Source organism: Amaricoccus sp. B4, from assembly GCF_043226085.1.
GTDB lineage: Bacteria > Pseudomonadota > Alphaproteobacteria > Rhodobacterales > Rhodobacteraceae > Amaricoccus.
Map to the genome: position 1 here is coordinate 59134 of NZ_CP171226.1, position 14243 is coordinate 73376.

The following is a 14243-nucleotide window of genomic DNA, read 5'->3' on the forward strand; positions in this document are numbered from 1 at the left end:
CGACATGAGAAACTCGCTTCCGCGCTACCAGAAGGCTCAGGACTTCACCCGCTCCGCATTCGGCCAGATCTCCAGCTCCCCCGGCGAAAGGCTGGAAAAGTTCGCCACGGAATACAAGGACCTGAATTCCGCCGGCGAACTCATGATGCGATCCATATCGAAGCATACCTCGAGCATCGCCCGTACCCATTCCGAGCGCACCCAGGCAACACTGGAGAGCCTTGCGGAATGTGCGCGGAAGATGACGGATGCCGAGCGCGCGGGGGGTGACCTCCTGAACGACTGGATGGCCTACCTCCGCGATCGTGGCCAGCGGATGCTGCTGGCGACTGATGTGCTGCGCGAGCGCGGCGACATCTTTCTTGAACACGAGGCGGCGGGATGCCCGCCGGTCCTTGTCTACGACTGCGAGGTGGTGATCGACGGGGCGGATGTCACGCCGCCCTGCAACTATCAGCTGCTCCGCATCGTTCCGCCCGAAGGCGTTTCCGTCACCGAGACGAAGCGGCCCTACATCATTGTTGATCCGCGTGCCGGCCATGGCTCCGGCATCGGTGGCTTCAAGCCCGACAGTCAGGTCGGTGTGGCATTGCGCGCGGGTCATCCGGTCTATTTCGTGAGCTTCAAGCGGGCGCCCGAGCCGGGTCAGCGGCTTGCGGATGTGACCCATGCCGAAGCCGAATTTGTACGCGCGGTGACGCGACGCCATCCCGACAGCCCGCGCCCCGTGATCATCGGCAACTGCCAGGGCGGCTGGGCGGTGTTGGTGCTGGCCGCAACCCACCCGGAGATCACCGGTCCCATCGTGCTGAGCGGTGCGCCGGTCGCGACCTGGTCGGGCGAGGTCGGCACCAACCCGATGCGCTACAACGGCGGCGTGCTCGGCGGCACCTGGCAGCCGATGTTCTGGTCCGACATGGGGGCAGGGGTGTTCGACGGCGCCCATCTCGTCTCGAATTTCGAGATGCTCAACCCGAGCCGGAACTATTTCCGCAAATACTACGACATGTTCGCAACGGTCGACACCGGCCGGAAACGCTTTCTCGAGTTCGAGAAGTGGTGGGGCGGATATTTCCTGCTCAACGAGGCGGAGATCCACTGGATCGTCGAGCAGCTCTTCGTCGGCAACAAGCTTACCCGCAACGAGGCTTATCTCGAGACCGGGCGGCCGATCGATCTCAAGAAGGTCCGCGCGCCCGTGATCGTCTTCGCGAGCCATGGCGACAACATCACGCCGCCGCAGCAGGCGCTCAACTGGATTGTCGACACCTATGCAAGCGTCGAGGAGATCCGGATCCGCGGCCAGCGCATCATCTACGTGCTGCACGATCAGATCGGCCATCTCGGGATCTTCGTTTCCTCGCAGATTGCCAGGAAGGAGCACACGGAGGTTGCCTCGACCCTGAAGACCATCGAGGCGCTGGCGCCGGGCCTCTACGAGATGCGGATCGAGACCGTCGAGGGCGGCAAGGGAACCGATTTCCATTATACCGTCAGCTTCGTCGAGCGGAAGTTCGAGGACATCAACGCGATCGATGACGGTCGGGCCGACGAGGACGCCTTCGGCGCGGTGGCGCGGCACTCCGAGATGCAGGCCGAGCTCTACGATACATTCGTGCGGCCGGTGGTGCAGTCCGTCGTCACGGAACCGATGGCGGAGCTCTCGCGCGAACTGCACCCGTTGCGGCTTCAGCGCACCCTCATGTCGAGCCGCAATCCCGTGATGAACGTGGTTCAGGGTCTCGCGCAGGCAACCGCCGAAGCGCGTGCGCCGGCGGAACCCGACAATCCGTTCGTGCAGGCCGAGCTGGTGGGGGCTGATCTCTTCACGCAGGCGATGGACATGTATCGCGACATCCGCGATGCGACATACGAGATGATGTTCTACTCGATCTGGAACACGCCCTGGGCGCGTTACTACGGCAAACGCAAGGCGTTGCGGCGGACCCTGCGATCGGAGGAGTCGCTCAAGTTCCTGCCGGAAGTGCAGTCGGCGCTTGCGCATATCTCGAGCGGCGGCTTCGCGGAGGCGGTGATCCGCATGCTGATCCTGCTGACGGAATCGCGCGGCAATGTGCGCCGGGACCGGCTCGAACGCTCGGCCAAGGTTCTGACAAAGGACGAGCCCTTCGCGTCGCTCAGCATGGAGGAGCGCGCGCGCATCATCCACGAGCAGACACTCATCGTGACCTTCGAACCGGAAGCCGCTCTCGAGACACTGCCGAACCTTCTGCCGGATGTCGCATCGCGCGAGCTTGCGGTTCGGGTCGTGCAATTCGTGCCGGGGCCGATCGACGAAATGGCGCCGCACACCTTCGAGGTGCTTCAGCGGTTCCATGAGGTTCTGGGCATCCCACTGGCGCGAGAGGATGTGACGGAGGATCCGCTCGGGGCTGACACTGAAATAGGGACGGCAGCGCAATGATCCGCGAGAACAAGACGTACGACGAGCTTCGGGTTGGCGACAGCGTGGACCTTCATCGGGTCTGCACGCTCGACGATCTCTATGTGTTTGCGAATGCCTCGGGCAATCACAATCCGATGCATCTGCCGGGCATGGATGACGATGGCAGCCATCGCACCGAGCCCGTGGCGCCGAGCCTTTGGGTCGGCTCGCTGATCTCGGCCGTGCTCGGCAACGTCCTTCCGGGGGCGGGAACGCTCTATCGCTCGCAGACCTTCGACTTTGTCGGGCGCGCCCATGCCGGTGAGGATCTGGTCGCAAAGGTGACGCTGAAAGAGAAGCGGCCGGACGGAACGGTGGTTTTTGCGACCGAGGTGAAGCGCGCCGAAGACGGCATGCCCATCGTGACGGGCGAGGCGATCGTGGTCGCGCCGGTGCAGAAGGTGGTCTTCGACGATCATGAGTTGCCGGGGCTGGTCGTGCAGCGCCACCGGCATTTCGATGCGCTGATCCGCAGGGCCGGGCCCCTGCCGCCGATGCCGACAGCGGTCGTCTGCCCGGAAGAGCCGAATTCCCTCGGGGGTGCGGTTCTGGCGGCGAAGCGAACGCTCATCACGCCGATTCTGATCGGCAAGCGCGCAAAGATCCTTGCCGCCGCCGCTGAAATCGGCGCGGACATTTCCGGCTACGAGTTGATCGACGTCGACGAGGATGCGAAAGCGGCGCATGCCGGTGTCGATCTCGTCATCGCGGGCCGGGCCAAGGCGCTGATGAAGGGGCATCTTCATACCGATCACCTCCTGCATGCCGCGCTCCGCAAGCCGGACGGGCTTAGGGCAGGGCGGCGCTTCACGCATGTCTTCGTCGTCGATGTGCCCGGGCTTGCGCATCCGCTGCTCGTGACGGACGCGGCGATCAACATTGCGCCCGACCTGCCCACCAAGGTCGATATCGTGCAGAACGCCATCGACCTCGCGATCTCTCTTGGCATTGCCGTTCCGAAGGTCGGCGTGCTGTCAGCCGTCGAGACGGTCAATCCGGCAATCGCCTCGTCTGTCGATGCGGCACTGCTCTCGAAGATGGCGGATCGCGGCCAGATTCACGGAGGGCTTGTCGAGGGGCCGCTTGCCATGGACAATGCGGTCGATCTCGGGGCCGCCCGCACGAAGGGCATCAAGTCCGAGGTCGCGGGACGTGCGGAGGTTCTGGTCGTGCCTGATCTGGATGCGGGCAACATGCTTGCCAAGCAGCTCACGTATATCGCCAAGGCCGAAGCTGCCGGCGTGGTTCTGGGTGCGTCGGTGCCGATCATCCTGACCTCGCGCGCCGATGACGACATGGCGCGGCTGGCGTCCTGCGCGGTGGCGGCGATCCATCAGGCGCGGCTCTCGGGAGTGGAAATCCCGCAGGAGATTGCCGCCGAATGACCACGCCGATCGTTCTGACCCTCAACGCCGGATCTTCCTCGCTGAAGTTCGGTGTCTACGATATTAGCGAAGCCCCGAGCCAGCTCGCCGTCGGTCTGGTCGAGCGTATCGGTGGCCAGCCGCAGCTCAAGGCGGATCTCGGCGGGCTCGATGGCAAGGTCCGACAGGAATTGGCGCCGGAGGAGGCCCGGGACCACAAGAGCGCGCTCGGCACGGCCCTCGCCCTGCTCCGCAAGCGGTTCCCGCACCTGCATGCGGCGGCGGTCGGGCATCGCGTCGTTCATGGCGGCCCGAAGTATACGCTTCCGGTTCACGTGACGCCGCAGGTGCTTGACGAACTGCGGGCGTTCTCACCCTTCGCGCCGATTCACCAGCCGCACAACATTTCCGGCATAGAAGCGGCGCTCGAGGCTTTCCCGGACGCCTTGCAGGTCGCCTGTTTCGACACGGCCTTCCACCGGCATCAGCCGAAGGTGAACGACGAGTTCGCCCTGCCACGGGAGTATTACGACAAGGGCGTGCGCCGGTACGGCTTTCATGGGCTGAGCTACGAATATGTCGCCGGCGAGCTGAAGCGCTTCGCACCACTGCTCTACGAGGGCCGTGTTGTCATCGCCCATCTCGGCAATGGCGCGTCGATGTGCGGGATGCTCGGCGGCCGCTCCGTGGCCTCGACCATGGGCTTCACTGCACTTGACGGGCTGCCGATGGGGACGCGCACCGGCCAGATCGACCCGGGCGTGATCTTCTACATGGTGCAGCAGGAAGGGAAAACGATCGACGAGGTGCGCGACCTCTTCTACACCCAGTCCGGCCTGCTCGGAATTTCCGGACTTTCCAATGATATGCGCACACTGGAGGCCGCCGGTACGCCGGAGGCGAAGGAAGCGATCGACTATTTCGTCTTCCGGGCCCGGCGCGAGCTCGGCGGCCTTGCGGCCGCACTTGGCGGGCTCGATGCGCTCGTCTTCTGCGGCGGAATCGGGGAAAACTCGCGCTATATCCGGCAGCGCATCTGCGAGGGGCTCGACTGGATCGGCATCGAGCTGGACCGGGAGCGGAACGAGGGGAACGAGCGGCGGATCAACGGCTCCTTCAGCCGGACCCATGTCCTGGTCGTTCCGACGAACGAGGAGCTTGTCATTGCGCGCGCAGCGAAGGCGCTTCTCGCAGAAGAGACGCAGGCGTGAGGGAAGAAGGGGGACGGACCAGATGAAGAAGGCGATTAGCCCGGCTGCGGCCGCAGAGTTGATCCCGGAAGGCGCGACGCTGCTTATTGGCGGTTTCATGGCCGTCGGTTCGCCGATCAGGATGATCGATGCGCTGGTCGCGCGCAAAATCGGCAACCTGACGGTGGTCGCGAATGACACGGCGATGCCCGGGAAGGGCATCGGCAAGCTGATATCCGCAGGGCTCGTGCGTCGGGTCGTTGCGTCGCACATCGGCCTCAATCCGGAAACCCAGGCGAAGATGATATCGGGCGAGGTCGAGGTGGAGCTGGTGCCGCAGGGGACACTTGTCGAGCGGATCCGGGCAGGGGGTGTCGGCCTCGGCGGCATTCTGACGGCCACGGGCATCGGCACGCTGGTGGCAGAGGGCAAGCAGATCGTCGAGGTGGACGGCAGGCCCTACATTCTGGAAAAGCCGATCCGCGGCGATTTCGCGCTCGTGAATGCACAGCAGGCCGATTATCTGGGCAATCTCGAGTATTCGCTCACCGCGCATAACTTCAACCCGATCATGGCGCTTGCCGCCGATACGGTGATTGCGGAGCCGCATCACATCGTCCCGATCGGGGTCATTCCGCCCGATGGGGTCAAGACGCCGGGCGTTGTGGTGGATTACCTTCTGGAGAGGGCCGCGTGATGGCGATGATCGAAGAAATGCCGAAAGCCGTCATGAGCCCGAAGGAAGTCATCGCGCGGCGCGTGGCGCGCGAGATCCGGGAGGGTCAGCTCGTCAATCTCGGCATAGGTCTTCCGAGCATGGTGGCGAATTTCCTGCCGCCCACGGTCCATGTCTTCTTCCAGGCGGAGAACGGTGTGATCGGGCTTGGCGCGCGCCCGCCCGAGGGCATGGAAGATCCCAACCTGACCGATGCCGGTGGCGGTTTCGTCACGGCAGTGCCGGGAGCCGCATCGATCGACAGCGCGATGAGCTTCGGCCTCATCCGAGGCGGGCATCTCGACATGACGGTCCTCGGCGGGCTCCAGGTCGATGAGCGCGGCTATCTCGCCAACTGGATGGTGCCGGGCAAGATGGTGCCGGGCATGGGAGGGGCGATGGATCTCGTGGCGGGCGCGAAGAGCGTGATTGTCGCGATGGTGCACAGTGCCAAGGGCACGGCGAAGATCGTGCCGGAATGCACGCTGCCTCTGACGGCCGTGCGGCGGATCACGCTGATCGTGACCGAACTGGCGGTGATCGAGCCGACAGACGAGGGGCTTCTGTTGCGGGAGCGCGGACCGGGCGTCTCGATCGAGGAGATCCTCGCGGCCACTGGGGCGAAGCTCATCGTTCCTGAAAACGTTCCGGAGATGGAACTGATGTGAGATGCGCGCCCCGGCTGGCTGGCAGCCGGAGCGCCTATTCAGGTCAGGCGCGCGTGTCGCGTGTGGCCTTCGGCGTCGCGTTGACGTTGACCTGGCTGCCATCGGCCCTGTAGGTCATCAGCCGGTCGGCCTGCTCGTTGATGCGCTGCATGTGTGATTGGGCGGAGCGCACGCCTTCCATGCTGGCGAGGATGAGCCGGCCGTTACGCTCCGCACGGGCCTTCAGGGCCATGATGAAGGCTTCTGGAAGAGAAACACCCGATTCCAGCAGCTCGGTCATGGCAGCTTCCCGCCGCTTCACGAGCGCTTCGAGCTTGTCGAGCGGGCCCGAAAGCAGAAGCTGCCGTTCCTCGTCAAGCATCTTGAGAACCATCGAATAGCGGGTCGAGGCGAGGGCTTCGGAGATCATTTCTGCGCGGTCCTTTCCTTGAGGGACTCGAATATGTGCTCGGCAAGGCCTATGCCGCCGTTCTCTGCCAGCACACGCGCGTATTCCTGGGTGAGAAGGCCTGAGAAGGCATCTTCGCCCGCGCCGCCGCCGACTTCCTCGGACGTCTTGTTGATGCCGGTGTATTTGAGCATTTCTGAGAGAAAGACCGCTTCGAATTCGACCGCGGCCTTGCGCATTGCGTCTTCGTCTGCCGTCTGCGGCGCAAGCGGGCGCGGCGTGGCGGCCGGGCCCGTTGGCGTTACGGTGGGCAGGGCAAGCGGATCCATGAGTCGGTTCTCCGGCGCTTTCACTTAAATTGCGATCCGTTTTGCCGTGTTGCGGTAAACAAATCGTAAGGGATTTACGAAAGAACAGCGCCTGTTCCCTTGTGATGGAGTTCCGATGACCCCGACGGATCTCTCGGCCTTGGGGCGTCCGGCACGGCCGTCCGCGGCCAAGGATGCCACTTCGGTCGGCAGGAGCGGTGAAAAGGCCGCTCGCAATCCCGATGCCGCGGCATTTGTGCTGGATGATCCCGCCGCTGCGGCGCAGGTGTCTAAGGAGCCGCGCGATGGTACGCGGCCTGTCCCGACGATGACCGGAAAGGCCGGATCGGAGGCAAAGATCCGTGCCGATGCCATCGCACCCGCCTCCGAGACGGCTTCCGGGCCCGGCGGCGGCCTTCCCGCAAGCGACGTGGCCAAAGACGCCGCGATCGGAATGGTTCCGGACGGCCAGGACGAACTCCCGGCCGGAGCCGTGTCAGCTTCCGTGGCCGTCATCGCGGACGATGTGATCGCACCTTTGCAGCAGCAAGGTGCAATCGCGGACGGTGTGGTCGCACCGTTGCAGCGCGATGGCGCCGGCGAGGAGCTGGCCGACATGCCGGACGGGGAGGGCGTCACATCGGATGTCGGGGAGGTCGCGGAGCCTGTTCGAAGCAAGGCAATTGCTTCGGACGTAGGAGCGGTCAAGGACTTGGAGGGATCGGGGAAGATGTGGACAGATCTGTCCGGTCCGAGCCGCGCGTCCGAGCTGGGCCATGGTTCTTCCGCCTTGAAAAAGCCGGCCAAGACGGCCGAAGCAGATCATCGCGTGCAGATGCCTGTTGCCGAGCAAACGATTGATGTCGATGCGGTCGCGGATGTCATGGCTGCTGCGTTGAAGGACGTGGAGGTTTCCGCGACACCTGGAATGACCGTTGCCCACGATCCGGATATTTCCACCGACGCTTCGGACCATGACGCGGCGGGGGAAGATGCCGCCGCAGCAGCAGCGGCGGGGGCCACCCTGACGGCACCGGGCCTGGTTCAGGCTCCCGAGCTGAAGCCAAATGACTCCGCCGCTTCGGATGAGCCCGACCTTTCGGCGCCGGCCGTTCCGGTGGCGCGGAAGGCCGGGGGGCGCGAGGCGCCTGCGCCAATGCCGGAGCAGACCCCGAAACCCGCCGCCGATGCGATGCCGACGCTGGCCGGGCGGGCCGATCAGCCGTCGAACAATGCGGTGCCCGCGTCGTCCAAGGCAATGCCCGCATCTCCTGCCTCGATCCATGGCGAAACGGAGGGCGTTTCAATCGACCGGCGGGATGGCAGCATCCCGGACGCCATTCCTTCGGACTCGTCCGCTTCCTCGAGGCCGGTGTCACCACAGGCGCCGCAGGCGACCGATGCGCGGCCCTTCGAGGCGCTTGTGCAGGTTGATGCCTCGCGCGGGCCCGGAGCCTGGCGGCTTGATGCCGCTTCGGGGTCGGGGCAGCCGGCAGAGGCTCGCGGGGCCGTTCACACTGCAGTGCCGATGCGCTCCATGCCTGTTGCAGAGCAGATGGGTGTTGCCATCGGTTCGGCTCGGGACGGATCCGTTGAGTTGCGGCTCGACCCCCCGGAGCTTGGCCGGGTCCAGATTCACATGCACACCGCCGATGACAAGGTGCGTGCCGTCGTGATGGCGGAACGGCCGGAGACCCAGGATCTTCTGCGTCGTCATGCCGAGTTGCTCACCCGGGACCTGAGCGCGGCCGGCTTCGACAGGGTCTCCCTTGACTTCAGCGGCGGCGCGCAGACCGGCGGACGGCAGGATCGCGATGGCGCTGTCGTGGCAGCTGCGGCTACGGGCGACGAAACGGCGTCGACCTCTGCCGGACTGCCTGAGCTCGAGGCGCCCGCTGCGCCGCGCCGCAGTTCTACCGGCCTCGCAAACCTCGATATCCGCCTTTGATCCAGCCCCTCAGCAACAGGATCCCCACATGGACGTGACTTCGACCAATCCCGCGACCACCGGGACAACCCCAAAATCAACCACGAATTCGAACACCGCGAGCGCGGATTCCTCGAGCGCCAAGTCGAAGAGCGGCAGCGAGGGAACGACGGCTGGCGCACTTTCCGGAGATTTCAATACCTTCCTGCGGCTTCTGACCTCTCAGATGCAGAACCAGGATCCGCTGGAGCCGACGAGCAACACGGAGTTCGTATCGCAGCTTGCGAGCTTCTCCGCGGTCGAGCAGCAGACACGGACAAACGATACGCTGTCCAAGATGTTCGAGCAGATGACGCTCGGGCAGGGCGGTGACGTGGGAAGCTGGATCGGCAAGGAGGTTCTCGTCGCGGGCGGACAGACCCGGTATTCGGGTGATCCGGTCGAGATTGGCTTCGAGCAGGTTGAGGGCGCCGAAAAGGCGACGTTGCTGGTGCGCGATGAAAACGGGACGCTCGTTGCGCGCATCCCCGCGAGCGTGACTGAGACTTCGGTAACCTGGGACGGCAAGAACCAGAAGGGCGCGGAGTTGCCTGCCGGCCTCTACAGTTTCCAGCTGGAGAGCCTTTCGGGCAGCGATACCACGCTCGGCACCCAGGACGGGACGGTCTTCTCGAAAGTCTCCGAAGTCCGTCTGGGTGAGGAGGCCACGCAACTGGTGGTCGCCGGAGGAAAATCCCTCGATGTGGCCGAGGTCACGGCGATCCGTTAGGTCATCGTTCTAAGGGCGATGTCCGTCCCGGGCCGGATCAAGGCGTGCCTTGGCGGCATTGATGAGTGCGGCGAGCGCCGCGCTGCCTCCGGTGTCCGGGTGCACTTTGCGGATGAGCCGGTGATGCGCGGCCCTGATCTCCTCGAAGGAAGCGCCCGGGGAAAGCCCCAGCACGCGGTATGCTTCCTCCGCGCTCATCTCTCCGCTGGTTTCGGTTGACTCGTCGTCTGCCGCGCCCCCCAGTCCATGGCGTTCGAGCCAGGCATCGAGAAGTGCCTGGCTCTCGGCATCACCCTCATTCCCGATCGCTTGAGCAAGCGCGCGGAGATCCGTCGGCGAAAGCTGCGAGAGAATTTGCCCGGCCAGCGGGCCGCGGCGGATCACGCCGTCCATTCGGCCACTGTCGTGGTCGAGGCGCATCGACAACCATGCGCTTTCGACTTCAGAGAACTGCGGCGCGCGTGCGCGGCGGCGCTTGGCGGCAGGGGCGCTGCGCCAGATCGAGAGGGCGGCAAAGGCGAGCGGCAGGGCAAGCGGAAACTGGCGGGCGAGTGCGAGACCCGCGGCTACGGCAAAGACGAGCAGTGCGGCGGTGCGTTGCGGCGGCAGGCGTGTCGCCGCAAGCAGGAGGAGGGCTGCGGCCACCGCCCCCCCGCTCCAGAGAATGAGAGGTGTCATGGCCGGAGATCCGCGAGGAGTTCGCGCGCTTCCCGGGTTCCCGTTGCTTCCAGCGCGGTGCGCCCTCCTGCCGCATAGGTGCCGATCGCTTCGAGAAGCGCCCGCAGCCGGGCGGCGGCCCGCGGGTCGAAGCGCAGGAAGACACCGCCCGTGATCCGCGCGATTTCACGATAGGCGGCTTCGGCTGTCTGGTCCTGCCCTTCAAGGAACATGAATGCCCGTGTGTTCCGCAGGGCGAGCTCCCCGGCGGTCGCGCAGAGCCGGTCGATATCCTCTTCCATCGTGTCGCCGACATAGACGAGGGCTGCGAGCGGGCTGCGGCGGGCCTCTGCCGCAGCATGCTGGAGGATACGGTCGATCTGGGTGAGGCCGCCCCGGCAGCTGATGCGTCCCATGAGCGCCTCGAGCCGGTTCGGGTTCCGAACCCATCCCGAGGCACGCGCCTCGTCCCTGCCTCTGAAATAGGAGAGCTTCACGTCGAGCCCTCCTGCCTTCGCAGCAGCCTCGAAGAGGCCTGCCTGCAGATGGCAGGCCAGGTCCCAGGTGGGTTGACGGCTCATGGTGGCATCGAGCGCGAATACAAGCCGGCCGCGTGCCGTGCCCGATGGTGCGATGGTCTCCGCCTGCCGCAAGAAGGCTGCGACGTCCTTGCCGACGGGGTGCCGGGTGGGAGCAATCTGTGCCGCTCCGGTAGCGGCTGGGGAGGAGTTCCGTCGGCTCATGGGCACATCCCTTTCACGAGGAGTCTGACACTGGTCCGGGAAAAGGCAAGGCCGGCGATTTCGTCGGTTGGATGACGTTCCGGAAAGAAACTCTGAAAATCGCTCTGGACGCCCGGAAACGGCTTTGCTATAGGCTCGCTCCCGTAAGGGGCACATTCCGGCGTAGCTCAGTGGTAGAGCAGTTGACTGTTAATCAATTGGTCGTAGGTTCGAACCCTACCGCCGGAGCCAAATTCCTCTAAGCTTCTGTTTTCGAACGATTTCCGTCCCAGGAATCGGGGTTTTTCCGATTCTGGCACTTTTCCTGTCACTCCGCTTGGCACAGGCGGACGGGAATGATGCGATTGAATCGGCGAAAAAGAAACCAGACACACCTCGAATACCGCCCCACCGGTTTTCACTGGCGCCGGCGCTGGCCACGCGCGGTCCTCGAAAATTTCAGCGAACCACCCCCCTCCGGATCTTTCCTGCTCTTCCCGTTGCGCACCCATGTCCCGTGCGACGCGAAGACGATCGCCCAGAGGCTGACCCTCCTGAGCGACCTCGTCTTCCAGGCCTTGACGGAGAGGGCGATGCCGATCGCACCGCAGACCATGGACACCCTGCTCGTGGGACTCTGCCGCTTCCAGATCGAAGCGGCAGACCTCGCGCGCGAACTGGCGCCCGAGAGAACACTCGATGCCGCCCGCTACGAACAGGCCTGTGCCATGGCGTCCCTCGACACCGTCAGGACCGCGATCCTGTGCCGGAACCGCGACATCGCGCGTGCGCCTCTTCGTGAGGTCGCCACCCGCCTTGGTGTGGTCCTCGACGAAGAGGACACGGATTGGCCGCGCCTGGCGATGCGCGGCCTTCAGGTCCTGCTCGAAGCTGGCGAGGAAAACCTTCGCCGGGACCAGGGCCAGTTCCAGGGAGAGCCTCGCTATCTGGAAGCGGCGCTGTCAGGCGCTCTCCGGCCCGCGATCCAGGGACCGCGGGATATGGCGATCTCCGCTCGCCAGCGGCAGCTGATCGCGCCTCTGCCATTCCCCGACCCAAGTCGTCAGGCCGAGGTCCATGCAATTCCGGCGATGGAGAGCGCAGGAACACAGGCGTCACCGACGCCGGCAAGGGGCGCGTCCGACTTAGAACAGGACATGACCGATGCCAACTTCCCCGCGCCGGCGGCAGACGTCGAGGCTGAAAGTCTCCCCGTACCCAAGCCTCTCATCAGGCCCGGGACTCAGACGATGGAGCCCAAAATTGCCGACAAAACAGCTTGCCCTACAATCATGGCTGGATCGGAGCAGTATATCGCCCTGAGATCGCAGGGCTACAGGTCCTTCAAGGCGCAGGAACAGGCGAACGCCGATGCAGGCCAAAGCTGGGCGAAAAGCTCCGCGCATAACGTACGCTCCACAGCGCGCCTGATGAGCCGCATTCATGGAGACAGGCCTTTCGATACCCTGACAGATGCGGAGATCAAGCGGAGCTGGGAGCTCATAGTCCGACTTCCCAAAGGCTATCAGGCGGCGACCAGCAAGCTTTCGCCGCAGGAGGCCGCAGACCAAGCAGACTCCAAAGACCTGCATAATGCCACGATCACGCGCGCACGCATGGCAAAGAATGGGGACAGCCCCGGCAAGATCGAATCCCGCATTCTCCTGGAGCGCACGAAACGGATGCGCGCGGGCACGGTCTATCGGCACATGCAGGATTTTCAGCGCATCTGTGTCTTCCTGGTAAAGAAGGACCACCTTGCGTCGAATATCATGGCCGAACACATTTGGGAATCGGCCGAACTGGACCGGCGCCAGATCCTCGAAGAAGACAACGAACGCCTGACCTGGTGCGGGCATCTCGATCCGTTGTTCCGCACGCCGGTCTTCCGGTCCGATCTCAAGGATCCCGGGGATCCGCTGTTCTGGGGGCCGCTGATCGCGGTCCACATGGGGCTCCGCAGCGAGGAAATCCTTCAGCTCTATCTTGCGGACATCCAGGTGTTCGATGATGTGCCCTGCATCGTGCTGCGTCAGGGACCGGGCCAGAGCCTGAAGAGCAGGGCCTCGCGGAGGATCGTTCCGATCCACGAGAACCTCCTGGCGCTCGGCATCATGAAGCTGGTGGCCTTGCGCCAGTCCCAGGACGAGCCGCGTCTCTTCCCCTGGATCGAACGGAGCCAGGCCAAGAAAACCTATACAGAAAACTTCTCTAAGCAGTTCACCCACTATCGCCAGAAGAACGGCATCTACGATGCGAACAGGGATTTCCACAGTTTCCGCACCACCTTCAATCATCTGCTGATCGAGGCGGAATGCCCGGATACCCAGCGGCGTTACCTGATGGGGCATGTCGAGCGCGATATCGGGATCACGAACTACAATCCGGACGGGTTCTCCAAGAAGCTGCTTCTGAAACGGGTGAATGCGGTCGAAATCGATGTTTCGATGATCCGCCAACCCTTCGGCGAGGCGGATCAGACAAACGTCTGCGCCCTCTCGGGTCATCTCCTGAGAGCCGTGAAATAGATGCCTGGACTTTGGCGAGGGACCGCGAGGGGGGTGTAGGAGGCCGCGCGCGGAGCCTCTGGCGAAGCAGATATGACTGCTTCTGTAAGAAGAAAACCAATGGCCGGGAAACAGCGCGATATGGCCGAAATCTGAACGGATCCGGATCTTCTCCTCGGCCGAATGATGCTTCCGCGTGCGCCGGCGGATGTCCTTCACAACGGCTTCGGCCGTCGGCTTTGCTGTTCCGGGTTTCTGTCTCATCTCCACTCCTTGGCGGTTACGATGAGCCGGAAACCCTCCGTTATGAAATCAACTCAGATGTCCCACGAGCGCTGACGTCAGACAGGAATGAACTGTCGGCGAGCCGTGCGAGATATTTCTCGGACGGTGTCATGCCAGCCGCTTTGATTATTGCAGGCCGAAGTTGCAAAGGTAGGTCGCTAATGCCTCCTTGCTTCTGTTCCACAACACCTCCCAAACATGCAGATTTTGCATATTTTGAGTTTGGGCAGCATAATACACGCGATAGGGGAGCGCCAAAGCCCCTATTGAACTGGCCCCTGTTTCGACCGGACAGTC

At 64.0% G+C, this 14243-nt stretch carries 12 protein-coding genes and 1 tRNA gene; 9 read left to right on the top strand and 4 right to left on the bottom strand.

Annotated elements, in window-relative coordinates:
• Positions 1-4 precede the first annotated feature (4 nt).
• The 5 genes from ACF66B_RS19085 to ACF66B_RS19105 are packed head-to-tail and all read left to right on the top strand — an operon-like array spanning position 5 to position 6383.
• Entirely contained in the window at positions 5-2425 is a 2421-nt protein-coding gene (locus ACF66B_RS19085; RefSeq protein WP_111430709.1) for a DUF3141 domain-containing protein, read from the top strand.
• Entirely contained in the window at positions 2422-3831 is a 1410-nt protein-coding gene (locus tag ACF66B_RS19090; protein WP_111430710.1) for a bifunctional enoyl-CoA hydratase/phosphate acetyltransferase, read from the top strand. The genes ACF66B_RS19085 and ACF66B_RS19090 overlap by 4 nt, the downstream gene beginning before the upstream one ends.
• On the top strand, positions 3828-5021 hold the full coding sequence (locus ACF66B_RS19095) for an acetate/propionate family kinase (RefSeq protein ID WP_111430711.1): 1194 nt from the start codon (positions 3828-3830) through the stop codon (positions 5019-5021). Before ACF66B_RS19090 ends, ACF66B_RS19095 begins: the two co-directional genes overlap by 4 nt.
• Before the next feature lie 22 nt (positions 5022-5043).
• Entirely contained in the window at positions 5044-5697 is a 654-nt protein-coding gene (locus ACF66B_RS19100) for a 3-oxoacid CoA-transferase subunit A (protein ID WP_111430712.1), read from the top strand.
• A gap of 32 nt (positions 5698-5729) precedes the next feature.
• Positions 5730-6383, top strand: coding sequence for a 3-oxoacid CoA-transferase subunit B (locus ACF66B_RS19105; protein ID WP_111430735.1), 654 nt, complete (start codon positions 5730-5732; stop codon positions 6381-6383).
• Positions 6384-6426: 43 nt separating this feature from the next.
• Here the strand turns inward: ACF66B_RS19105 and ACF66B_RS19110 are convergent, their stop codons facing one another.
• On the bottom strand, positions 6427-6792 hold the full coding sequence (locus ACF66B_RS19110; RefSeq protein ID WP_111430713.1) for a hypothetical protein: 366 nt from the start codon (positions 6790-6792) through the stop codon (positions 6427-6429).
• Positions 6789-7010, bottom strand: a complete 222-nt coding sequence (locus ACF66B_RS19115) for a rod-binding protein (RefSeq protein WP_392665062.1) — start codon at positions 7008-7010, stop codon at positions 6789-6791. The genes ACF66B_RS19110 and ACF66B_RS19115 overlap by 4 nt, the downstream gene beginning before the upstream one ends.
• Before the next feature lie 205 nt (positions 7011-7215).
• Between ACF66B_RS19115 and ACF66B_RS19120 the strand changes: the two genes are divergently transcribed.
• Positions 7216-9027, top strand: a complete 1812-nt coding sequence (locus tag ACF66B_RS19120; protein WP_111430715.1) for a flagellar hook-length control protein FliK — start codon at positions 7216-7218, stop codon at positions 9025-9027.
• 28 nt (positions 9028-9055) lie between these two features.
• The gene (locus ACF66B_RS19125; protein ID WP_162683336.1) at positions 9056-9775 is read left to right on the top strand and encodes a flagellar hook capping FlgD N-terminal domain-containing protein; all 720 of its coding nucleotides are present in this window, start codon (positions 9056-9058) and stop codon (positions 9773-9775) included.
• Positions 9776-9784: 9 nt separating this feature from the next.
• Here the strand turns inward: ACF66B_RS19125 and ACF66B_RS19130 are convergent, their stop codons facing one another.
• Both ACF66B_RS19130 and ACF66B_RS19135 read right to left on the bottom strand, forming a co-directional pair.
• A complete protein-coding gene (locus tag ACF66B_RS19130; protein ID WP_111430717.1) occupies positions 9785-10453 on the bottom strand; it encodes a DnaJ domain-containing protein in 669 nt (222 codons plus the stop codon).
• A complete protein-coding gene (locus ACF66B_RS19135; protein WP_392665065.1) occupies positions 10450-11175 on the bottom strand; it encodes a VWA domain-containing protein in 726 nt (241 codons plus the stop codon). Before ACF66B_RS19135 ends, ACF66B_RS19130 begins: the two co-directional genes overlap by 4 nt.
• A gap of 156 nt (positions 11176-11331) precedes the next feature.
• Here ACF66B_RS19135 and ACF66B_RS19140 point away from each other — a divergent pair.
• Positions 11332-11406, top strand: a tRNA-Asn gene (locus tag ACF66B_RS19140).
• 104 nt (positions 11407-11510) lie between these two features.
• Entirely contained in the window at positions 11511-13682 is a 2172-nt protein-coding gene (locus tag ACF66B_RS19145; RefSeq protein WP_111430718.1) for a site-specific integrase, read from the top strand.
• Positions 13683-14243: the final 561 nt, after the last annotated feature.

Coding starts and splice junctions, on each gene's coding strand:
- ACF66B_RS19090 (WP_111430710.1), top strand. CDS start 2,422: ATGATCCGCGAGAACAAGACGTACGACGAGCTTCGGGTTGGCGACAGC.
- ACF66B_RS19125 (WP_162683336.1), top strand. CDS start 9,056: ATGGACGTGACTTCGACCAATCCCGCGACCACCGGGACAACCCCAAAA.
- ACF66B_RS19085 (WP_111430709.1), top strand. CDS start 5: ATGAGAAACTCGCTTCCGCGCTACCAGAAGGCTCAGGACTTCACCCGC.
- ACF66B_RS19115 (WP_392665062.1), bottom strand. CDS start 7,010: ATGCGCAAGGCCGCGGTCGAATTCGAAGCGGTCTTTCTCTCAGAAATG.
- ACF66B_RS19110 (WP_111430713.1), bottom strand. CDS start 6,792: ATGATCTCCGAAGCCCTCGCCTCGACCCGCTATTCGATGGTTCTCAAG.
- ACF66B_RS19095 (WP_111430711.1), top strand. CDS start 3,828: ATGACCACGCCGATCGTTCTGACCCTCAACGCCGGATCTTCCTCGCTG.
- ACF66B_RS19105 (WP_111430735.1), top strand. CDS start 5,730: ATGAGCCCGAAGGAAGTCATCGCGCGGCGCGTGGCGCGCGAGATCCGG.
- ACF66B_RS19100 (WP_111430712.1), top strand. CDS start 5,044: ATGAAGAAGGCGATTAGCCCGGCTGCGGCCGCAGAGTTGATCCCGGAA.
- ACF66B_RS19120 (WP_111430715.1), top strand. CDS start 7,216: ATGACCCCGACGGATCTCTCGGCCTTGGGGCGTCCGGCACGGCCGTCC.
- ACF66B_RS19130 (WP_111430717.1), bottom strand. CDS start 10,453: ATGACACCTCTCATTCTCTGGAGCGGGGGGGCGGTGGCCGCAGCCCTC.
- ACF66B_RS19135 (WP_392665065.1), bottom strand. CDS start 11,175: ATGAGCCGACGGAACTCCTCCCCAGCCGCTACCGGAGCGGCACAGATT.
- ACF66B_RS19145 (WP_111430718.1), top strand. CDS start 11,511: ATGATGCGATTGAATCGGCGAAAAAGAAACCAGACACACCTCGAATAC.